Here is a 21,396-nt window from a genome sequence, read left to right as displayed (position 1 = left end):
CAGCGGCGGCACCCGCTCAGAGATCGGGGTCGGTAAACGATGCAGCACGGCAAGTACCGGTTCATCGTGGGGTTCCTGACAGCCCCACTGGCGTTGTACGCCATCTTCGTCATCTGGCCCTTCGCCCAGTCCATCTACTACTCGTTCACGGACTGGACCGGACTGAGCCCGGACTTCCGGATGGTCGGCCTCGACAACTACAGTCGGATGCTCGACGACGACATCTTCTGGAAGTCGCTGCAGCACAGTGTGCTGCTCGTGCTGCTGCTGCCGCTGGTGACGCTGGGCCTCGCGCTCTTTTTCGCCTTCATGCTCAATGTCGGTGGTCGTCGGCGCAAAGGCGCCGCGATCGCCGGCGTGCGAGGTTCCTCGTTCTACAAGATCGCCTATTTCTTCCCCCAGGTCCTGTCGATCGTGATCGTGGCCCTGCTCTTCCAGTTCGCGTTCAACCCGACATCCGGAATGCTGAATTCGACGCTGAAGGCGGTCGGCCTGAACAGCCTTCAGCCGGATTGGCTCGGCGACCCGGATCTCGCGCTGTACTGCGTGATGGTGGTGCTGATCTGGTCGACGGTCGGATTCTTCGTCGTCCTCTTCTCCGCCGGAATGGCATCCATCCCGAAGGACTTCTACGAGGCCGCGCTGCTCGACGGCGCCAGCCGCATCACGACGTTCTTCAGGATCACGCTGCCGCTGCTCTGGGACACGGTGCAGTCCGGCTGGGTCTACATGGGCATCCTGGCGCTCGGCGTGGAGGCGTTCACCGCGGTACAGGTCATGACGGTGGGCCCGGGCGGTCCCGACTACTCCACCACCGTTCTGCCGCTGTACGTCTACCAGACGGCCTTCCGTGACGCCCAGGCCGGATACGCGACCACGATCGGCGTCGGGCTGCTCATCGTCACCATGATCTTCGCGGGCATCGTGATGCGGCTGGGCCGGCGCGAGCGGCTGGAATTCTGATGCCGCGCGCCACGGGGTACGACGCCCGGGTCACCGGCACCACACAGATCAGTTCGGTCCCGGTGGCCGGCTCGACAGTTGTACGAGGTGAGCACACGTGAAGGTCACTGAGACTCCTCCCGCCGTTCCGGCTCAGCGCTCGCCGGTGGCGAAGACGGATGTGCCGGACGGGCCGGTGAAGAGCAGCGAGGGCAGGGTCCTCAACGTCTTCTCGCACGGCGTGCTGATCATCTGGGCCGTGCTCGTCGTCATGCCGCTGCTCTGGGCGGTGATGGCGTCCTTCAAGACGGACGACTCGATTCTGTCGACGCCGTGGGCACTGCCCGACAAGCTCCACTTCGAGAACTGGTCGCGGGCCTGGACCCAGGCTCATATGAGCGACTACTTCTTGAACACCATCCTGGTGGTGGGCGGTTCGCTGATCGGTACCCTGCTGCTCGGTTCGATGGCGGCGTACGTGCTGGCGCGGTTCGACTTCCCCGGGAACCGCTTCATCTACTTCCTCTTCATCGGCGGGATGAGCTTCCCGATCATCCTGGCGCTGGTCCCGCTGTTCTTCGTCATGAACAACATGGGCCTGCTGAACTCGGTGCACGGGCTGATCCTCGTCTACATCGCGTACTCGCTGCCGTTCACGGTCTTCTTCCTCACCTCGTTCTTCCGGACGCTGCCGACGTCGATCGCGGAAGCGGCCATGCTCGACGGGGCCTCGCACACCCGGACGTTCTTCCAGGTGATGCTGCCGATGGCGAAGCCCGGCCTGATCAGCGTCGGTATCTTCAACTTCCTCGGCCAGTGGAACCAGTACATGCTGCCGACCGTGCTCAACACGGACCCGGACGGCAAGGTGCTCTCGCAGGGCCTGGTCGAACTGGCCACCAGCCAGGGGTACAAGGGGGACTGGTCGGGGCTCTTCGCCGGCCTCGTGATGGCGATGCTGCCCGTGCTCGCCGCCTACATCGTCTTCCAGCGTCAGGTCGTCGCGGGTCTGACCGCGGGAGCGCTGAAGTAGGAGCCGTACACAACAACTGTCACCACGAGCGAACAGGCTTCGCACGGACGAACCGCCCACTGGCCCTCCGCCGGCGGGCGGTTCGTCCGTTTCTGTCCGTGTTTGTAGCGATCGATATGTGGAGGCACCATGCTCATCGGAGGCTCCCACTGCTCAAGGTCTTGACGGGGGGCACCCCAAAACGCTCAGCTTAGGGTTCACATGTTAGAGAAACCGGCAGGAGTGAAAGAGTCGATGGAGACTCCGGGGTCGCAGACATCTCTGCATCGGGCCAACCTTGAGCGGGTCGTGCGTGCCGTCCGGATGGCCGGTTCGCTCACCCAGGCGGAGATCGCCAGGAGTACCGGCCTCTCCGCGGCCACGGTCTCCAATATCGTTCGCGAGCTGAAAGAGGGCGGCACGGTCGAGGTGACCCCCACCTCGGCGGGCGGACGCCGTGCCCGAAGCGTCTCCCTCAGTGGGGACGCGGGCATTGTCATCGGGGTAGATTTCGGACATACGCACCTTCGTGTGGCCATCGGTAACCTCGCCCACCAGGTGCTGGCCGAGGAATCCGAGCCGCTGGACGTGGACGCCTCGTCGGCGGAGGGCTTCGGCCGGGCGGAACAGCTGGTCAACCGCCTGATCGAGACCACCGGGATAAGCCCCGGGAAGGTGATCGGCGTGGGCCTGGGTGTACCGGGACCGATCGATGTCGAGTCCGGCACGCTGGGCTCCACCTCGATCCTGCCGGGCTGGACAGGTATCAATCCCAGTCAGGAGCTCTCCGGCCGCCTCGGCGTGCCCGTGTACGTCGACAACGATGCCAACCTCGGGGCGCTGGGAGAACTCGTCTGGGGCAGCGGCAGGGGGGTCAAGGACCTTGCCTACATCAAGGTCGCGAGCGGTGTCGGCGCCGGTCTGGTGATCGACGGGAACATCTACCGCGGGCCCGGCGGCACGGCCGGCGAGATCGGGCACATCACGCTCGACGAATCGGGCCCCGTATGCCGTTGCGGCAACCGCGGCTGCCTGGAGACCTTCACCGCCGCCCGGTACGTCCTGCCCCTGCTGCAGCCCAGCCACGGGCCCGAGCTCACCATGGAGCGGGTGGTCCAGCTGGCCCGTGAGGGCGATCCGGGGTGCCGCAGGGTGATCGGGGACGTCGGGCGGCACATCGGCAGCGGTGTGGCCAACCTCTGTAACCTGCTCAACCCCAGCCGGGTGGTGCTCGGTGGATCTCTCGCCGAGGCGGGGGAGTTGGTGCTCGGACCCATCCGTGACTCGGTCTCCCGGTACGCGATCCCCAGTGCGGCACGACAGCTCTCGGTGCTGCCCGGAGCGCTCGGCGGCCGGGCCGAAGTGCTGGGAGCGCTGGCCCTCGTACTCAGCGAGATGGGCGATTCAACCCTTTTGGAGAGCACACTCCCTGCCGCGACTCCTGCCTTCACTTAGATAACGAATGGCACCGTTGTCATCTCGTTAAGGATTTACTCCTTGACGCTGGCGTCGCGGCCGAGTTGACTCCAAGCCACCTCGGCCGCAACGTCGCGGCCTCGTCAGGGAGGTTCGAAATGAACACGCGTATGCGTCGTGCCGCCGTTGCCGTTGCCGCCACCACGATGGCCGTCTCGCTTGCTGCTTGCGGGAGTGCCAAGGAGTCGGGCGACAAGACCACGGACACCGGCTCCGGCAAGAAGGGCGACGATCTCAAGATCGGTCTGCTCCTTCCCGAGAGCGAGACGGCTCGTTACGAGAAGTTCGACAAGCCGATCATCGAGAAGAAGGTCAGCGAGCTGACCGGTGGCAAGGGCGAGGTTGTCTACGCCAACGCCAAGCAGGACGCCACGCTGCAGGCGCAGCAGGTCGACACCATGATCACGAACAAGGTCGACGCGCTCATCGTCGACGCCGTCGACGCCAAGGCCATCGAGAACAGCGTCAAGAAGGCCAAGGACGCGGGCATCCCGATCGTCGCCTTCGACCGCCTCGCCGAGGGCCCGATCGACGCCTACACCTCCTTCGACAACGAAGAGGTCGGCCACGTGCAGGGCAAGGCCCTGCTGGAGGCCCTGGGCGGCACCGCGAAGCCGACCATCGTGATGATGAACGGTGCCATCACCGACCCGAACGCAGCGCTCTTCAAGAAGGGTGCGAAGGCCGAGCTCGACGGCAAGGTCACGTACGGCAAGGAGTACGACACCAAGGAGTGGAAGCCGACCAACGCCAACGCCAACATGGAGGCGGCGATCACGGCTCTCGGCAAGGACAAGATCGCCGGCGTCTACTCCGCGAACGACGGCATGGCGGGCGGCATCATCACCGCCCTCAAGGCCGCCGGTCTCTCCAAGCTCCCGCCGGTCACCGGTCAGGACGCCGAACTCGCCGGTGTGCAGCGCATCGTCACCGGTGAGCAGTTCATGAGCGTCTACAAGCCGTACCCGCAGGAGGGCGTCGTCGCCGCGGAGATGGCCGTCGCGCTGGCCAAGGGCGAGAAGCTCGACTCGATCGCCACGTCGAAGATCGACAGCGCCAGCACGAAGGGCATTCCCACCGTCCTCGTCCCGGTCGTCTCGCTCACCAAGGCGAACATCAAGGACACCGTCCTCAAGGACGGCATCTACACGATCGACGAGATCTGCACGGCCAAGTACAAGGCCGCCTGCGACGCCGCCGGTCTGAAGTAGGCCCCACCGCGAGACCGCCCGCAGGGCGGTTCCGCGCGGTCTGCCCCGAAGCCTGTCCGGCGCCCTGCCCACCAACTGTCCCGCTACCGGGCGGGGCGCCGGACGGAACGCTTCTTCTGTTCTTGCTTCTGCTCGACCACCGCGCCTTCCCCCAGGCGCGGCATCCCCGCCGGTCAGGCGGCGAAGGAGATGGTTCACGTGTCCGCTACGCCCGTGTTGGCGTTGCGAGGGGTCTCCAAGCGATTCGGTGCCGTCCAGGCGCTCACCGATGTAGAGCTTGAGGTCCACTCCGGCGAGGTGGTCGCCCTGGTGGGCGACAACGGCGCCGGTAAATCAACGCTGGTCAAGACGATCGCCGGAGTCCACCCCATCGATGACGGAGTCATCGAGTGGGAAGGCCGGCCGGTCAAGATCGACAAGCCGAACGACGCACAGACGCTGGGCATCGCGACCGTCTACCAGGACCTCGCGCTCTGCGACAACATCGATGTCGTCGGCAACCTCTACCTCGGCCGGGAGATCCGTAAGTTCGGAGTTCTCAACGAGGTCGAGATGGAGCGCCGCTCCCGCGAGCTCCTCAGCACGCTGTCGATCCGTATCCCCAGCGTCCGCATCCCGATCGCCTCGCTCTCCGGCGGTCAGCGCCAGACCGTCGCCATCGCCCGTTCGATGCTCGGCGAGCCCAAGCTCGTCATCCTCGACGAGCCCACCGCCGCCCTCGGCGTCGAGCAGACCGCGCAGGTCCTCGACCTCGTCGAGCGGCTGCGCGAGCGTGGCCACGCGGTCATCCTCATCAGCCACAACATGGCCGATGTGAAGGCCGTCGCCGACAAGGTCGCCGTGCTCCGGCTCGGCCGGAACAACGGGGTCTTCGATGTGAAGACCACCTCGCAGGAAGAGATCATCTCCGCCATCACGGGCGCCACGGAAAACGCCGTGACCCGTCGTGCGGCGCGCAACGCGGAGGTCCAGAAGTGAAGACCGACAAGACGTCCACCGTGGTCAACCCGGAGGCCGCCAAGGGCGCGGACACCGCGGTCGACCCCCGGCTGCTCGTACGCGAGCAGGGCTTCGGCGGATACCTCACCGAGTTCAAGCGCAAGATGCGCGGTGGAGACCTCGGCTCCATCCCCGTGGTCCTCGGCCTGATCATCATCTGCGTGATCTTCCAGAGCCTGAACTCCGAGTTCCTCTCCGCGAAGAACATCAGCGACATCGCCGTGACGATGGTGGCCACCGGCATGATGGCCGTCGGCATCATCTTCGTGCTGCTGCTCGGTGAGATCGACCTCTCGGTCGGCTCGGTCAGCGGTGTCTCCGGCGCTGTCGTCGCCGTACTCAGTGTGACCAACGGAATGAACGAGTGGCTGGCCGTCCTGGTCGCCATCGTCAGCGGTGCGGTCATCGGAGCCGTCCACGGCTTCTTCTTCGCGAGGATCGGCGCACCCGCGTTCGCCGTCACTCTCGCCGGCCTGCTGTTCTGGCTGGGCTTCATGCTCCAGCTCCTCGGTGACACGGGCACGATCAACCTGGACGGCGACGGTGTCGTCGGCAAGCTGACCACGTACTACTTCACGGACGTCGCAGCCGCCTACGGTCTTGCCGCTCTCGCCGTGATCGGGTTCTTCCTGTCCGCGTTCCTGGACAGCCGCCGCCGCGATGCCGCCGGCATACCGGCCCGGCCGCTCACCGACATCGTGGTGCGCACCGCGGTGCTCGCGGTGTTCGCCTTCGCCGCGGCCTTCATGTTCAACCAGTACCGGGGCCTGCCGCTGGCGCTGGTCCTCTTCCTGATCGTCCTGGTGGGTTCGGACTTCGTCCTGCGCCGCACCTCCTACGGCCGGAAGATATTCGCACTCGGCGGCAGCGTCGAGGCGTCCCGCCGCGCGGGCATCAACGTCACGGCGATCCGTATCTCGGTCTTCTCGATCGCCGGTACCTTCGCGGCGATCGGCGGCCTGTTCTGGGCCTCCAAGATCGCGGCGGCGAACCAGGGCTCCGGCACCGGTGACCTGCTGATGAACGTCATCGCCGCAGCCGTCATCGGCGGCACCAGCCTCTTCGGTGGCCGCGGCCGCACGTGGAACGCGCTGCTCGGTGTCATGGTGATCGTCTCGATCCAGTACGGCCTGTCGCTGGAAGGCATCGCCACGCCGGTCCAGTACATGATCACCGGTGGTGTGCTTCTCGCCACGGTCGTCATCGACTCCGTCACCCGCAAGACCCAGAAGACCGCGGGCCGCGCCTGACCGCGGTTCCGCACACGTGCCCGGCATCCTTCGAGGTGCCGGGCACGTGCGCGTACTTCTGTCCTGCCACGGCACGGCGCGGAACGCGCCCGTGGCAGGAAGCGGAACGCACCCGCGGCGTCACGCGGAATGCGCCGCCCGATGACGGATGCCGCCGACGGAACATTAGACTCATCGGATCGGCACGCTCGACCAGCTCAAACGCAAGGAGGCACGGGTGGACCTGCTGACCCGCATCGGGGGACCGCGCGACCTGGACCGGCTCAGCCTCGAGCAGCTGGACCGGCTCGCCGAGGAGATCCGAACCTTCCTCGTCGACGCAGTGTCCAAGACAGGCGGCCACCTCGGCCCGAACCTGGGCGTGGTCGAGCTGACCATCGCTCTGCACCGGGTGTTCGAGTCCCCGCAGGACAAGATCCTCTTCGACACCGGCCACCAGAGCTATGTGCACAAGCTGCTCACCGGCCGGCAGGACTTCTCGAAGCTCAAGAGCAAGGGCGGTCTCTCCGGATACCCGTCCCGCGCCGAGTCCGAGCACGACGTCATCGAGAACTCGCACGCCTCGACCGTCCTCGGCTGGGCCGACGGCCTCGCCAAGGCCAACGAGGTGCTGAAGAAGAACGACCACGTCGTCGCGGTCATCGGTGACGGCGCGCTCACCGGCGGTATGGCCTGGGAGGCGCTGAACAACATCGCCGCCGCCAAGGACCGCCCCCTCGTCATCGTCGTCAACGACAACGAGCGCTCCTACGCCCCGACCATCGGCGGTCTCGCGAACCACCTCGCCACCCTGCGTACGACCGACGGGTACGAGCGGTTCCTGGCCCGCGGCAAGGATCTCCTGGAGCGCACGCCGGTCGTCGGCAAGCCGCTGTACGAGACCCTGCACGGCGCCAAGAAGGGCCTCAAGGACTTCATCGCCCCGCAGGGCATGTTCGAGGACCTCGGCCTGAAGTACGTCGGCCCGATCGACGGCCACGACATCGAGGCCCTGGAATCCGCGCTGACGCGTGCCAAGCGCTTCGGCGGCCCGGTCATCGTCCACTGCCTCACCGAGAAGGGCCGCGGCTACACCCCCGCCCTCCAGGACGAGGCCGACCGATTCCACGCCGTCGGCAAGATCCACCCCGACACCGGCCTGCCCATCGCCACCTCCGGCCTCGACTGGACCTCGGTCTTCGGCGAGGAAATGGTCAAGCTCGGCCATGAGCGCGAGGACATCGTCGCGATCACGGCGGCGATGCTCCAGCCCGTCGGCCTCGGCAAGTTCGAGGAGGCCTTCCCGGACCGGATCTACGACGTCGGAATCGCCGAGCAGCACGGCGCGGTCTCCGCGGCCGGCCTCGCCACCGGCGGACTCCACCCCGTCTTCGCGGTCTACGCGACCTTCCTCAACCGCGCCTTCGACCAGGTCCTGATGGACGTCGCCCTGCACAAGTGCGGTGTGACGTTCGTCCTGGACCGGGCCGGAGTCACCGGTACGGACGGCGCCTCGCACAACGGCATGTGGGACATGTCGATCCTGCAGTGCGTGCCGACCCTGCGGATCGCCGCCCCGCGCGACGCCGACCAGGTCCGCGCCCAGCTGCGCGAGGCCGTCGACGTCGACGACGCACCGACCGTGGTCCGCTTCTCCAAGGGTGCGGTCGGCCCGGCGGTCCATGCCGTCGGCACGGTCGGCGGCATGGACGTGCTGCGGCGGGCGGACACGGACGCGCCCGATGTCCTGCTGGTCTCCGTAGGCGCGCTCGCCCCGATGTGCCTGGAGATCGCCGGGCTGCTGGACGCCCAGGGCATCTCCACGACCGTGATCGACCCGCGCTGGGTCAAGCCGGTCGACGAGGCACTCGCCCCGCTCGCGGCACAGCACCGCGTCGTGGTCACCGTCGAGGACAACAGCAGGGCCGGCGGCGTCGGTTCCGCCATCGCCCAGACGCTGCGGGACGCCGGGGTGGACCTGCCCCTGCGCGACTTCGGTATCCCGCCGGTCTTCCTCGACCATGCCTCCCGCAAGGAGGTCATGGCCGAGATCGGCCTGACCGCACCGGACATCGCCCGTCAGGTCACCGGACTGGTCGCCAAGCTGGACGGCCGGTACGAGAGCCGCGCCGTGGAGCCCGTGCGCGACTGACCCGCGCCGGCCGGTTCTGCGACTGCGCCCCCTCGTTCCGCAAGGAATCGAGGGGGCGCAGTCATGTGATTGCCGGGAAATCAAGGGGGCACAGTGGCGTGGCCACCGTCACCGGCGGGTGTGCAAGCGTGTGCCCCAGTACTCCGTTCGGCCGAGAGAACTTCCCTCTCCCGTGCCCCATCGGGTGAATCGCCCCCTCCCGCCTCCCCTCAGCCGCGCGCCGTCTCGATCATGACCGTGATTCGGGTAACGCGAGGACGCGGCGACGGACGAACACGGAGGCAGACCGGTGAACACACTGTTTCGGACGAAGACGGTCGAACAGTCGATCAGGGACACGGAGGAACCGGAGCACGCGCTCAAGAAATCCCTCTCCGCGCTGGACCTCACGGTCTTCGGAGTGGGTGTCATCATCGGCACCGGAATCTTCGTCCTCACGGGCAAGGTTGCCAAGGAGACGGCGGGCCCCGCGACCGCTCTCGCGTTCGTGGCCGCCGGTGTCGTCTGCGCCCTGGCCGCACTCTGCTACGCCGAATTCGCCTCCACCGTTCCCGTGGCGGGATCCGCGTACACCTTCGCGTACGCCTCCCTCGGCGAACTCGTCGCCTGGATCATCGGCTGGGACCTGGTGCTCGAATTCGCCCTGGGCACGGCGGTGGTGGCGGTCGGCTGGTCCGGCTACGTCCGCTCGCTCATGGACAACGTCAACTGGACGATGCCCGAGGCGCTCTCCGGTCCGGACGTGGCGGAGGGATTCGGCTTCGACATCCTGGCCTTCGTCCTGGTCCTGATCCTGACCGTCATCCTCGTGCTCGGGATGAAGCTCTCGGCCCGGGTGACGACGGTCGTGGTCGCCATCAAGCTGGCCGTGGTCGGCATCGTGATCGTCGCGGGCCTGTTCTTCATCAAGTCGGCCAACTACTCGCCGTTCATCCCCGAGGCCCGGCCCCAGCCCTCCGGTTCGGGCCTGGACGCCCCGCTGATCCAGCTGATCTTCGGCTACGAACCGACGAACTTCGGAGTCATGGGTATCTTCACCGCTGCCTCCGTCGTCTTCTTCGCCTTCATCGGCTTCGACGTCGTGGCCACCGCGGCCGAGGAGACCAAGATCCCCCAGCGGGACATGCCGCGCGGCATCCTGGCCTCGCTCCTCATCTGCACCCTGCTCTACGTCGCCGTGTCGATCGTGGTCACCGGCATGCAGCACTACTCCGAACTCTCCGTCAGCGCCCCGCTCGCGGACGCCTTCAAAGCCGTCGGCCACCCCTTCTACGCGGGAGTCATCAGCTTCGGCGCAGCAATCGGCCTGACCACGGTCTGCATGATCCTGCTCCTCGGCCAGACCCGGGTGTTCTTCGCGATGAGCCGCGACGGGCTGCTCCCGCGCTTCTTCTCCGTGACGCACCCGCGATTCGGCACCCCGTACCGCCCGACCATCCTGCTCGGCGTGATCATCGCGATCGTGGCGGGCTTCACGAGCATCAACGAGCTGGCGACCCTGGTGAACATCGGCACGCTCTTCGCGTTCGTGGTCGTCGCCCTCGGCGTCATCGTCCTGCGCCGCACCCGCCCCGATCTGCACCGCGCCTTCCGGACCCCGTGGGTGCCGGTGCTCCCGATCGTCTCGGTGGCGGCCTCGGTCTGGCTGATGCTGAATCTGCCGGCGGAGACGTGGCTGCGGTTCGGGATCTGGATGGTGCTCGGCGTGGTCATCTACTTCGCGTACGGACGCAGCCACAGCAGGGTGTCGAACCCGCCCAGGGTGTAACGGCGTCAGCCCGCTGCTACGGCGGCAGCGGCCGTAGCGTACGGGGACCTGTACACGGGTCCCCGTACGCTGCAACCGCTGCCGCCCCGGGCCTCCCCGAAGATGTCGCGGGATCAGCCGCCGGTCGCGGGGGACTTCTTGGCGGACTCCGGAATCGTGGCGTCCTCACGGATCGCCTTCCAGAGGGTGCCGGCCTCCGGCTCCGCGGCCACCACCCGGTTCGGGTCCTGCTTGTCGTAGGCCACCGGCAGCATGATGGTCTCCATGGAACCGGGGTCGACCCCGTTCATCGACCGGGCGAAGTCGCTGAGCGAGGTCAGGGAGGCGAGCTCCTTGTCCGTGGTGAGCGACTTGGTGGCCGAGTTGGCGATCTTGTACGCGGTCGTCGGACTGCCGAGCAGGTCCTGCGACTTGATCTCGGTCAGCAGCGCGAGCAGGAACTGCTGCTGAAGCCCGATCCGTCCGAGGTCGCTGCCGTCGCCGATGCCGTGCCGGGTGCGGACGTAGGCGAGGGACTCGGTGCCGTTGAGCTTGTGCGAACCGGCGGTCAGATCGAGCCCGGACGCCTTGTCCCGGATCGGCTCCTCGACCTCGACGGTGACGCCGCCTATCGCGTCCACCAGATCCTTGAACCCGGCGAAGTTGATCTCCAGGTAGTGGTCGATCCGGACCCCGGACATCTTCTCCACGGTCTTGACCACACAGGCCGGACCGACCTGGGAGTACACGGAGTTGAACATCACGCGCTCGGCGGAGGGCATCTTCGACCCGTCGGCCTTGCTGCACGTCGGCCGGGTCACCAGGGTGTCGCGCGGAATGGACACGGCGACGGCCTCGGTCCGCCCCTCGGGTATGTGCACCACCATCGCGGTGTCGGACCGGGCGCCGCTGACGCTGCCGCCCCCGCCCAGTTCCTTGTTCTCCGCCCCGGCCCGCGAGTCGGAGCCGAGGACGAGCAGGTTCTGACCGGCGGTGGGGAGCTTCTCGGGACGGTCCTTCTCGTCGAGCGCCTTGTTGATGTCGACGCCCTTGATGTTGCCGTCGAGGCTGCTGTACATCCAGTACGCGGTGCCGCCGCCCGCGAGCAGGAGGACGAGCAGCACTCCGAGCGTGATCTTGAGGCCGCGGCGCCGCTTGCGCGGCTTGGGTGCGCGTCTGGACCGGGTTTCGTCAGATGTCCGCGATCCGGTGCCAGTGGTCTGATCTGTCATGGGCTCGTCTGGTTCTTCCGTCGGGACGCGCTCGGCGCGTGCGAGAGGAGAGGAAAGGGAGGGCGGGCCGTTCCGGTCCGTGTATGCCGAAGTCGTCCCTGTGCCGCGCTTCGTCCAGGCGCCGTTCGCGCCTCGAAGTCGCATTCTGTGATAGGAAGCACTCTGAAATCGACCCCTGTCGAGTATTATTGTGACACCAGTTGACGCTGTGAAAGCAAAACCGGTCACTCGACAGAGAAACCACGGGACTCCGCCCATCGCCGTTCGGCACCGGAGGAAGTACTCGGTGAAGAACGGGCGGGGAACAATGGCTTTGCGTTCAGGACGCAGGCGTGCCGGTCATCCTGCCGGGGGGGTCTCTTCCGGACCTGTCGGGCAGTCCGCCGCCGCACCGCGAGCCGCCGCGCCGCGCACGACCGGATGGCTCGTGCCGGACGGCGAAGGCCGTCTCACCGCGTACGCCGCCGGCAGGACCGGCGGCATCGTGCGCTGGACCGAGGCCGCGGCGCAGTCCGGCGGCTGGGCACGCCCCGAACTCCTGCTCGCCGACGCCGGGATACTCCCGTACCTCTCCGTCGCGCGGAGTCCCCAGGGCTACGTCGACCTCTTCGCGATGCGACGCAAGGGCAAGGGCCCTCAGGCGCCCGTCGAGATCGTCTTCGCGTCCCAGTACCAGGCGGGCCGTCCGATGACCGGATGGCACTCGCTCGGCAACCCGCACGCCGACGCCGCGCAGGCGGCGGCCGTCGGCGCTCCGGTGGCGGTCGTCGACGGGAGCGACGTGGTCCACGTCTTCGTCCGCAGCGCGACCGGCGGGGTGTTCACCCGTCGGCGCGGCCGCGAAGGCACCTGGGGCAAGTGGACGGCTCTGCCGTGCAAGCGGGTGCGGGACGGCATCTCCGCCGTCGTGACCCCGTCCGGCCGCGTCGAAGTCTTCATACCCGCCGACAAGGGCGTGTACGTATGGCGCCAGGAGAAGCCGGGCGGCTCTCTGGACCGCGCGCCCAACCTGGTCTTCATCGCCCGCCCGGAGACCGCGTCGGGCACCGAGTCCTACGAGGACAGGATCACCCACTTCTGGCGTGACGACGCCACCGGCGAGGTCGTCGCCTACCGGTTGCCCGTACCCGGCGGTGAGGACGTCGCCCCCGCTCCGCTGGCCGGCCGGTCGGGTCGTGGGCCCCTCGCCCTGTCCCGTTGCCTCGTGGACGGCTACGACTGCACCGTGCTGGCCCAGACCGAGGAGACGGGCACCCTCGGAGTGACCGCCTATCCGACCGAGATGGAATCCGCAGGTGCCTGGTGGGCCGACACCCGCGAACCCTGTGACGGCGTGCCCGCACTCGCCCGTGACCGGGCCGGCCGGCTGGTCGTGGCGGTGATCGGCCCGGACGGCGGGATGAGCGCGACCAGGCAGCGGACGGATCAGCAGGGGATGGCGCTGGAAGCCTGGCTCCGGTTCTGAGACCGCACCCACGCGCCACGCGGAGTAGTCGGGGCGGTCCGGGCCGGCCGACGGCTGGGTCATGGCCATGTGTCCCCCTACTCCGCCTTCTCGGAGACGCGGACCGAGAGTTCGGTGCCCGCGGTGTAGTACGGCTTGACCAGGACGTCAGGACCGTCGTCGGCCGGCACCACCGCGTTGGGGTAGGCGAAGACACCCTTCACGTCCACCACGTCGGTGAGGAAGCGGCCCAGCCGCGCGACCACCGGGTCGTACCGCCGGCCCACCCACAGGTCCCACAGCTCGTGCCGGCCGATGAGCTGTTCGGCCAGGTCCGACGCGGGAAGCGCGAAGGAGAAGTCGGCGGCGCCCGAGGAGCTGCCGGAGAGCCAGAAGCTGTGCCCCTCGCCCTCGCCCCCGCGCCGGCGCATCAGCAGCAACGGCTCCGCGTCACCGAAGTCGCAGCCGTACAGGACGCCCCGCAGATGGATGACTCCCTCACTGACCCAGACCTCGGTGGCCTCGGCGTGACGTTCCCGCGTCCATGTGCGCAGCACCAGGTGGCCGCTCTCGGACACGTAGGGGAGCTGGACCACGGTGCAGTCGGGGCCGGTCGCCACCGGACCGAAGCCGCGCAGGTCGAGGATCCCCGGCTGGACCTTCGCGGGTTTGCCCTCACCGCTGTCCAGATGGACGTCCCAGCGGCCCTCGGTGAGTACCTCGGGCCCCGGCGGGACGACCGCCGTGTAGAGGTGCGGTCCCAGGCCGTCGGCGGGCAGCAGAGGGAGCCGGACAGGCCGCTCGCCGCGCGCCGCCTTGCGTCTGCGCAGCACCAGGTGCAGATCCTCGCGGCCTTCTCGTACCCCCGCCAGGCGCAGGCCGATCAGACCGTCGGGCTCCACCGCGCACCCCACCGAGACCTCGGCGGCGGGACGGGACTCCCGGCGGGCCTGCCGGGACATCCTGATCACCTTCTCGAACCGTCTCGCCGCCGCCTCCGGACCGTAGCGGCGGGAGTCCTGGATCGCCTGACGGCCCATCTCCGCGCGGGTGGCCTCGTCCTCGACCAGACGCAGCAGCGCGGCGCCGAACGCGTCGACGTCGTCGACGGGCGTGAGCAGGCCGTTGACCTCGTGGCGGACGATCTCCGGGGGCCCGCCTGGGCAGTCGGTGGAGACGACGGGGAGGCCGCACCGCATGGCCTCCGCCAGCGCGAGCCCGAAGGACTCGCGGTCCGACGTGCCGGCGGCTATGGCGGAAGCCGCCCACTGCGCTTCCAGCCGGGGTTCCTCCATCATCAGGAAGACGTGGTTGTACAGGTCGAGATCGGCGACGAGCGCACGGAGCGAGCCGTACTCGGGGCCGGTGCCGAAGATCCGCAGCTGCCAGTCGGGATGATGCGCGGACACCTGCGCGAAGGCCTGGATCAACAGGTCGAATCGCTTCTCGGGGACGAGCCGTCCGGCCGCCATCACGATCCGGGACCGTCCGTCGGCCGGACGCACCCTCGGGTCGGGTACGCAGTCGGGGTGGGCGTACACCGCGACACCGCCCGGCAGACCCGCTTCCGTGATGGCCGTGGCCTCGGCGCCGCTCGGTACGATCACGGCGTCCAGCCGACCCAGCCCCGCCCACGCGCGGCTCTGCTCCTGGGCGGACAGCACGGTGCTCAGCAGATGCAGCTGGCCCAGCCGCAGCGCCCTCGGACGGCCCCAGCGCGAAACGTAGGCCGCCAGCTCGAGGCTGGTGCCCACCACCACCTGGGCCTGGGTCTCGCCGAGGTACTCCTCCACCTTCTCGTCGGTCAGCTGGCTGTAGCGCCAGGACATCTCCTGCGTGCGCGGGATGACCCTGGACGGGGTGAGCCTGCGGATGTCCTGCTTGTCGGGGCGACGGCCCTCGCGGAGGTCCAGCAGGGAGATGTTCCGTACGCCGTGTGCGTGCGCGATGGCCGGACGGTCGAGCCAGCGGAACACCGAGACGACCCGGACCTCGTGCGTGTCGGCCAGGGCGCCCGCGAGGTTGAGGACGGCACGGGTCGCTCCGTCCGCCGCGAACGCGTTCTGAACCAGAAAATCGATCTTCACCGCGGTGCCGGCTTCTCGTAAGGGCTGGGAAGAGGGAAGTACGCCTCGAAGAACGGATGGATCAGGGCCTCCTGATCAGCCACGTCGTCCTCGGTGCTGAAGGAGTCGTTCACACAGAAGACGGCCGCGTCCCGCCGCTTGAGCAGCCGGTCGAGCTTCTTGGAGAGCTGGACCATCGAAAGGTGCAGATAGGCGTACGGGATGGTGTCGGGCACCCCGCGCTCCGTGAAGTACGCGTAGTACGGATACATGCAGGTGCCGACATCGATGTCGGTCCTGCTGCGGAATCGGGCGGCAGCGGTCGCCCGGAACACCTCCGCGAATTCCCGTTCCATCTCCTCCAGCACACTGCGCCGCAGCGGCACGGGCGTGTGCTTCATCGCGTCGATGATGGTGCGGCCGAACCGCCCCTCCAGCAGCGCGCGGACGTTCTTGCGGGCCACCTCGTGCGGAAGGTCGTCCGGGCGTATCGGGCCCATCGGGATGCGGACCGTGTCCGGGTAGTACTTGGACGCCCCGTTCGGCAGGAAGAACTCGTGCGGAGTGATCGGCCTGCCCACGAACACGTCGTCGTTGAAGTGGATGAAGTGCTCGGAGAGTCCGGGAACGCGGTGCAACTGTGCGCTGATGGCATGCGAGTTGAAGACGGGGAGACGGTCCGTCTCCCGGAAGATCTCCCGGTGCGACACCACGGTGATGCCCTCGGCGGCCTCATCGAGCCAGTGCGGCACCTGGTCGTCGGTGACCAGGAAGATGTGGCGGACCCACGGGGCGTACATGTGCAGGGAACGCATCGAGTAGAGGAGTTCGTCGCGGTTGATGTAGCGCCCGGCGCTCGCGGACTCCTCGTGGAAGACGTCGCCCGAAGCCTCGGCCCTGCGTCGCTGCCAGGCCGGGTCGTCGCTGTCCACCCAGGTGTAGACGACGTCGATGGGAAAGGTGATCTCGTCCGGCCCGGTGCAGACGAATTCCCGGCGGGTCGGCAGACCGGTCGCCTCCGGTTTGCGGCTCCAACGCCGCTGCTTGGGCACGGGTTCCGTCCGAAGCGGCGGTGCCAGCCGGGAGAAGCGGTGCGGAGAGACGAGCGTCATCTCGCCCTCCACAGGGAGGAAGCTCGCGCCCCGGTTGATCCGGGGCGGCAGCAGGCGCCCCTCCTCCTCACGCCAGAACTCGATGTCGCAGCCGTACTCGGTGCCGTACACCAGCTCACCCGACGGGTCGGCCTGGAACCAGATGGCGCGCAGTACGTCCACGGTCTCCAGGCCCTGCCAGGAGGACTCCCGGGCGCCCGGGTGCAGCAGCTCGCTGGTGCGCTGGACGGGGACCCGGCGCTGGATGTACCCGGGGCTCCGGCCGAACAGCGACCGCAGGGTCTGGGCGACCCTGCCGCGGTGGGTGTCCCGTACGCCGACCGCCGACGACGTGTCCTCGGTTCCGGGCACCACGAAGTGCTCCACGCCGGCCTGGGTCAGCGCGGTGGACACCAGCTGAAGGTGCTGGGCGCGCACCGCGAGAGGGGTGAGGCCCGGCTGGACGTGAGCCAGTCGGCGGTGCATGCCGACGGGAATCTCGTGCATGCCGGCGGGCAGGGCCCGACTCGGCCGTTCAGCCGTTGCGTTGATCGGATGGATCACCGAATACTCCAGAACATCAGTGCGCCGTCGAGACGCCGGAAGAACTCCGCAGACCCGGGTGGCCCCTTCCGGGCCACCCGGGTGATCCGGTCAGACGGAAGCCACCGGCCGACCGGGCCCCACGGGGACCCCGGTCTGCTTCGCGGCGGCTTCGAGAACGGCTTCGGCCACGGCCACGGTGCCGGTGGCCTGTTCGAGCGTGACGATGTCGGCCTCCTTGCCGAGCACGGCGTCCCGGAAGGTCTCGTGCTCGACCAGCAGCGGTTCGCGCTTGACGATCGCGTACCGCGTGACGTCGCCCTCGGACACACCGCGGAACTGGCGCAGACCCTCCCACTCGGTGGGCTGCGAGCCGTTGGCGTAGAACCACAGGTCCGCGGTGAGGGTGTCGGCCACGAAGCAGCCGTGCTCACCGGTCACGATGGTGACCCGCTCCTTCAGCGGGGACAGCCAGTTGACCAGATGGCTGGTGACGGCTCCGGAGGCCAGGTGCCCCACGAACGCCACGAGGTCCTCATGGACCCGGCCGCTGCGCGAGACCGTCGCCGAGGCGACCGACTCGTAGTGGCTGTTGGTGAGCCACGCGGTCAGGTCGATGTCGTGGGTGGCCAGGTCGTAGACCACCCCGACGTCCGCGATCCGGGCCGGGAAGGGACCCTGACGTCGCGTCACCACCTGGTAGACCTCGCCCAGTTCACCCAGGTCGAGGCGGGCGCGCAGCTCGCGGAGGGCGGGGTTGTACCGTTCGATGTGCCCGACACCGGCCACCAGACCGGCTTCGGCGAAGGCGCGGGTGATGATCCCGGCCGACTTCACCGACGGAGCGATCGGCTTCTCGATCAGAGCGTGCACCCCGTGGGCCGCCAGCTCCAGCGCGACCTCTTCGTGCAGGGCGGTGGGGCAGGCGACGACGGCGTAGTCGATGCCCTCGGCCAGCAGCTGCTCGACACTGCGGAACACCGCTACGGAACCGGGCGCGCCGTCCTCGGCAGCGACCGGGTCGGCGACGCCCACCAACTCGACGCCTTCGAGACCGTGCAGCACCCGGGCGTGGTTGCGGCCCATCGACCCGAGACCGATCAGCCCCGCCCGCAGAGACTTCTCCCGGCTCATGCGCGCCCCTCCACGACCTCGTTGACGGTGGCCGTCAGGCGGTCGAGCTCCTGGGGGGTGAGCATCGGGTGCACGGGTATGGAGAGCGCCTGGGCCGCTGCCAGCTCCGTCTCGGCCAGGTCCCCGCCGACGTAGCCGAGGGCCTTCTCGTCGCTCTGGAACGGCTTGAGGCGGTGCACCGGGGTGGGGTAGTAGACGGCGTTGCCGATGCCCCGCTCCTGCAGCTCCCGGGAGACCGTGTCCCGGTCCTTGCCGGACGCGGAGTCCACCCGGATCGTGTACTGGTGGTAGACGTGGAGGGCGCCTTCGGCGACGGGCGGCGTGACGACGCCGCTCAGGCCCGCGTCGAGCACGGCGGCGTTGGCGCGGCGGCGGTCCGTCCAGGCGTCGAGGCTGCGCAGCTGGACGCGGCCGATCGCTGCCGACACATCGGTCATCCGGACGTTGAAGCCCACGATCTCGTTGGCGTAGCGCTGCTCCATGCCCTGGTTGCGCAGCAGCCGCAGCGTGCGTGCGAGAGCGGCGTCGCCTGTGGTGATCATGCCGCCCTCGAGGCTGTGCATGTTCTTGGTCGGGTAGAAGCTGAAGCAGGCAGCAGCACCGAAGGCACCCACCGGTGTGCCGTCCAGGGCGGCGGCATGGGCCTGGGCGGCATCCTCGACGACGGCGAGTCCGTGCCGCTCGGCCACCGCGGTGAGCTCCGCCATCGCGGCCGGGTGGCCGTACAGGTGCACCGGCATGATCGCCGCGGTGCGCGGAGTGACGGCGGCCTCGGTGGCGCGCGGGGAGAGACAGAAGCTGTCGCGCTCGATGTCGGCGAACACCGGGGTCGCACCCACGAGCCGGACCGCGTTGGCGGTGGCGGCGAAGGTGAAGGACGGGACGATAACCTCGTCGCCGGGGCCGATCCCGAGTGCCATCAGCGAGAGGTGCAGGGCGCTGGTGCCCGAGTTGACGGCGACGCAGTGCCGGCCGTCGACGAACTTCGAGAACTCCTCCTCGAAGCCGGCGACCTCCGGTCCCTGAACGACCATGCCGCTGCGCAGCACACGTACCGCGGCCTCGATCTCGTCCTCTCCGATCACCGGGGCTGCGGCACGTATCACCTGGGGGTCACTAGTCATTGGTTCCACTTCACAGAGTTCGGGATGTCGAAAGCAGGCTCCGGCCGGGTGACGTCCACCAGGTGGGAGGAGCGCTGCGGGTTGTCCGGCCCGGGCCGTTCGTAGGGACTGGGCACGGGGAAGTAGGTCTCCAGGAACGTCCTGAGCATCGCGGTGCGGGCTTCCGCCGTATCCGGGTCGTCCACCGTGTCGTTGATGCAGAACGTGTGGTAATCGCGCTGGGCGAGAAGCCTGTTGAGATGCCTGCCGGTGTTGGGGGCGGCCAGGTCCAGGTACGTGTAGCGGATCCTGCCCGGGACCGAACGGCTCGTCTGCTGCCCGTAGTAGTGGTGCAACGACGAGGTGATCGACAGGTCGGTCGGGCTGCGGAAGTGCGAGTGCTGCGTCTGCCGGTGCTCTGCGGGGTAGCGCTCCTCGATCTCCTGGAGGATGTCGCGGCGCAGCGAGTGCGGTACGTGCTTCATCTTCCTGGTCAGCACCCGGTCGAACGTCCCCGCGATGACGACGCGGTTGTTCTTCGCGGCGATCTCCGAGGGCGGGTCCTCGGCGGAGGGCGGGGTCATCGGGACGAGTGCGTTGGAGGGGAAGTACTTCGAGAGCCCGTTGGCGTGGAAGAACTCCTCGGGAGTCACGCTGCGGCCGAGGAAGACGTCGTCGTTGAAGTACAGGAAGTGGTCGGAGAGCCCCGGGATGTGGTGCAGCTGGCTCTCGATGGCGTGGGAGTTGAACGTGGGCAGGGCCGAGTCGTCGGTGAAGATCTCGCTGTGGGGGACCACCTTGAGCCGCGGGTGGGCGGTGTGGAGCCATGCCGGCACCTGCCCGTCCGTGACCAGGTAGATGGTGCGCAGCCAGGGTGCGAACTGGTGCAGGGAGCGCAGCGAGTAGCGCAGCTCGTCGCGGCTGGTGAAGCGGGCGGCGCTCACCGCCTGTTCGTGGTAGTCGGTCCGGCCGAGCGCGGTGGCCCGGCGGCGGATCCACTCGGGATCCGCGCCGTCGACCCATGTGTAGACCGCGTCGACGGGGAAATTGACCTCGTCGGGAAGGGACAGGGTGAATTCGGACCGTGTCCCGACCTGCGGCGGTGCGTCCACCAGGCCGCTGACGGGACCGGTGAAATGACTGACCGGCACGCGGACCGGGTTCTCGGCGGCGACCACGGCGGTCGCGGTGAGGTTGGGTACGGGGGCGATGAGCAGCCCGTTGTCCTCGTTCCAGTACTCGATGACGCACGCGTGATTGGGCCCGAGCGTCCACCGCCCCATGGGATCGGTGAGGAGCCACCAGATCCGCAGAATCGATTCGTCCGAGGTCTGGGGCCAGGAGGCGCGCTGATCGGCGTGCAGCGGCTTGCCGCCGGCCGCGCCGCCCGCCAGGAGCGCACCCGCCGAGAGCGCGCTCACCCGCAGCGCCCTTTCGGCGCGCTGCCGCTCGCCCGCCGGGATCGCCACGGCGGTCATGGTGACGGAATTGCCGCGCACGCAGAAATAGGGAATGCCGTGACGCTCCAGCACGTCGGTCACGCGCAGGAGGTTGGTGGCACGGGCGATGGACGGTGTCAGACCTTCCGTCACCTCGGCGGCGCGTACCCCTCGCGCATACCAGACCAGCTTCACGCCCGGCCGGCGGGCGTCGCGGCGCAGCCGCTTGCTCAGCCGAATGCTCACCTGCTTGCGCAGGGCGCGCCACGTGGTGCCGAGCCCGGACAGGCCGTGCTGGAGGATCAGCCGGTTGCGGGCCGGCAGGAGCCGTACCAGAAATTGCCTCAGGGAGTGCGGCAGCATGCGCCGATAAAGGCGCAGCAAGGTAGAGGCTTCCGGGTTGCCCATGTGCTCGTCTACTCCGTGTTCCCCCGCTCGGCCTCACGGCGAGCAACCATCACGCGTCATGGCAACAGTTCGTCGGTCTCGGCAGGCGGAGCGCGGAGGTGGGGATCCGCCGGAAGGTCAGCCAAGTGAAGCAAACGTGTCGCAGGGGTGAAGAATATCAAGATTCTA

The 21,396-nt window shown here is 68.2% G+C and carries 15 protein-coding genes; 9 read left to right on the top strand and 6 right to left on the bottom strand.

The genetic code is table 11. The annotated features are described in order from the left end of the window. Window positions 1–39 precede the first annotated feature (39 nt). From ACFWBQ_RS07925 to ACFWBQ_RS07890, 8 genes are all read left to right on the top strand, one after another. The gene (locus ACFWBQ_RS07925; RefSeq protein WP_385485295.1) at window positions 40–963 is read left to right on the top strand and encodes a carbohydrate ABC transporter permease; all 924 of its coding nucleotides are present in this window, start codon (window positions 40–42) and stop codon (window positions 961–963) included. A gap of 97 nt (window positions 964–1,060) precedes the next feature. Continuing rightward, a complete protein-coding gene (locus ACFWBQ_RS07920) occupies window positions 1,061–1,975 on the top strand; it encodes a carbohydrate ABC transporter permease (protein ID WP_385485293.1) in 915 nt (304 codons plus the stop codon). Between the two features lie 234 nt (window positions 1,976–2,209). Next, window positions 2,210–3,409: an ROK family protein gene (locus tag ACFWBQ_RS07915; RefSeq protein WP_385485291.1), complete on the top strand. Its 1,200-nt coding sequence runs from the start codon at window positions 2,210–2,212 to the stop codon at window positions 3,407–3,409. Window positions 3,410–3,528: 119 nt separating this feature from the next. Further along, a complete protein-coding gene (locus ACFWBQ_RS07910) occupies window positions 3,529–4,641 on the top strand; it encodes a sugar ABC transporter substrate-binding protein (protein ID WP_385485289.1) in 1,113 nt (370 codons plus the stop codon). 189 nt (window positions 4,642–4,830) lie between these two features. Continuing rightward, complete coding sequence (locus ACFWBQ_RS07905) at window positions 4,831–5,619, top strand: ATP-binding cassette domain-containing protein (RefSeq protein ID WP_329206364.1); 789 nt, start codon at window positions 4,831–4,833, stop codon at window positions 5,617–5,619. Further along, the gene (locus ACFWBQ_RS07900; protein WP_385485287.1) at window positions 5,616–6,890 is read left to right on the top strand and encodes a sugar ABC transporter permease; all 1,275 of its coding nucleotides are present in this window, start codon (window positions 5,616–5,618) and stop codon (window positions 6,888–6,890) included. Before ACFWBQ_RS07905 ends, ACFWBQ_RS07900 begins: the two co-directional genes overlap by 4 nt. A gap of 217 nt (window positions 6,891–7,107) precedes the next feature. Further along, window positions 7,108–9,021 carry a 1-deoxy-D-xylulose-5-phosphate synthase gene (dxs, locus tag ACFWBQ_RS07895; protein WP_385485285.1) on the top strand — a complete coding sequence of 638 codons (1,914 nt, stop codon included), beginning with the start codon at window positions 7,108–7,110 and terminating at the stop codon, window positions 9,019–9,021. Window positions 9,022–9,310: 289 nt separating this feature from the next. After that, complete coding sequence (locus ACFWBQ_RS07890) at window positions 9,311–10,789, top strand: amino acid permease (RefSeq protein WP_385485283.1); 1,479 nt, start codon at window positions 9,311–9,313, stop codon at window positions 10,787–10,789. Window positions 10,790–10,902: 113 nt separating this feature from the next. Here ACFWBQ_RS07890 and ACFWBQ_RS07885 read toward each other — a convergent pair whose 3' ends face one another. Next, window positions 10,903–12,000, bottom strand: a complete 1,098-nt coding sequence (locus ACFWBQ_RS07885) for an LCP family protein (RefSeq protein WP_385485281.1) — start codon at window positions 11,998–12,000, stop codon at window positions 10,903–10,905. A gap of 427 nt (window positions 12,001–12,427) precedes the next feature. Between ACFWBQ_RS07885 and ACFWBQ_RS07880 the strand changes: the two genes are divergently transcribed. Then, window positions 12,428–13,465, top strand: a complete 1,038-nt coding sequence (locus ACFWBQ_RS07880) for a hypothetical protein (RefSeq protein WP_385485279.1) — start codon at window positions 12,428–12,430, stop codon at window positions 13,463–13,465. Between the two features lie 77 nt (window positions 13,466–13,542). Here the strand turns inward: ACFWBQ_RS07880 and ACFWBQ_RS07875 are convergent, their stop codons facing one another. The 5 genes from ACFWBQ_RS07875 to ACFWBQ_RS07855 form a co-directional block, all read right to left on the bottom strand. Beyond that, window positions 13,543–15,531 (bottom strand): glycosyltransferase, encoded by a 1,989-nt coding sequence (locus ACFWBQ_RS07875; RefSeq protein WP_385485277.1) that lies wholly within the window; start codon window positions 15,529–15,531, stop codon window positions 13,543–13,545. Next, window positions 15,528–17,108 carry a stealth family protein gene (locus tag ACFWBQ_RS07870; RefSeq protein ID WP_385485275.1) on the bottom strand — a complete coding sequence of 527 codons (1,581 nt, stop codon included), beginning with the start codon at window positions 17,106–17,108 and terminating at the stop codon, window positions 15,528–15,530. Before ACFWBQ_RS07870 ends, ACFWBQ_RS07875 begins: the two co-directional genes overlap by 4 nt. A gap of 147 nt (window positions 17,109–17,255) precedes the next feature. Next, a complete protein-coding gene (locus ACFWBQ_RS07865) occupies window positions 17,256–18,278 on the bottom strand; it encodes a Gfo/Idh/MocA family protein (RefSeq protein ID WP_385485273.1) in 1,023 nt (340 codons plus the stop codon). Beyond that, a complete protein-coding gene (locus ACFWBQ_RS07860) occupies window positions 18,275–19,402 on the bottom strand; it encodes a DegT/DnrJ/EryC1/StrS family aminotransferase (protein WP_385485271.1) in 1,128 nt (375 codons plus the stop codon). Before ACFWBQ_RS07860 ends, ACFWBQ_RS07865 begins: the two co-directional genes overlap by 4 nt. Beyond that, the gene (locus ACFWBQ_RS07855) at window positions 19,399–21,183 is read right to left on the bottom strand and encodes a stealth family protein (RefSeq protein ID WP_385485269.1); all 1,785 of its coding nucleotides are present in this window, start codon (window positions 21,181–21,183) and stop codon (window positions 19,399–19,401) included. Before ACFWBQ_RS07855 ends, ACFWBQ_RS07860 begins: the two co-directional genes overlap by 4 nt. Window positions 21,184–21,396: the final 213 nt, after the last annotated feature.

The sequence above is a fragment of the Streptomyces sp. NPDC060035 genome (assembly GCF_042736635.1).
GTDB lineage: Bacteria > Actinomycetota > Actinomycetes > Streptomycetales > Streptomycetaceae > Streptomyces.
Note: the sequence above shows the minus strand (reverse complement) of the source record. Positions and strands in the feature narration are given on the sequence as shown.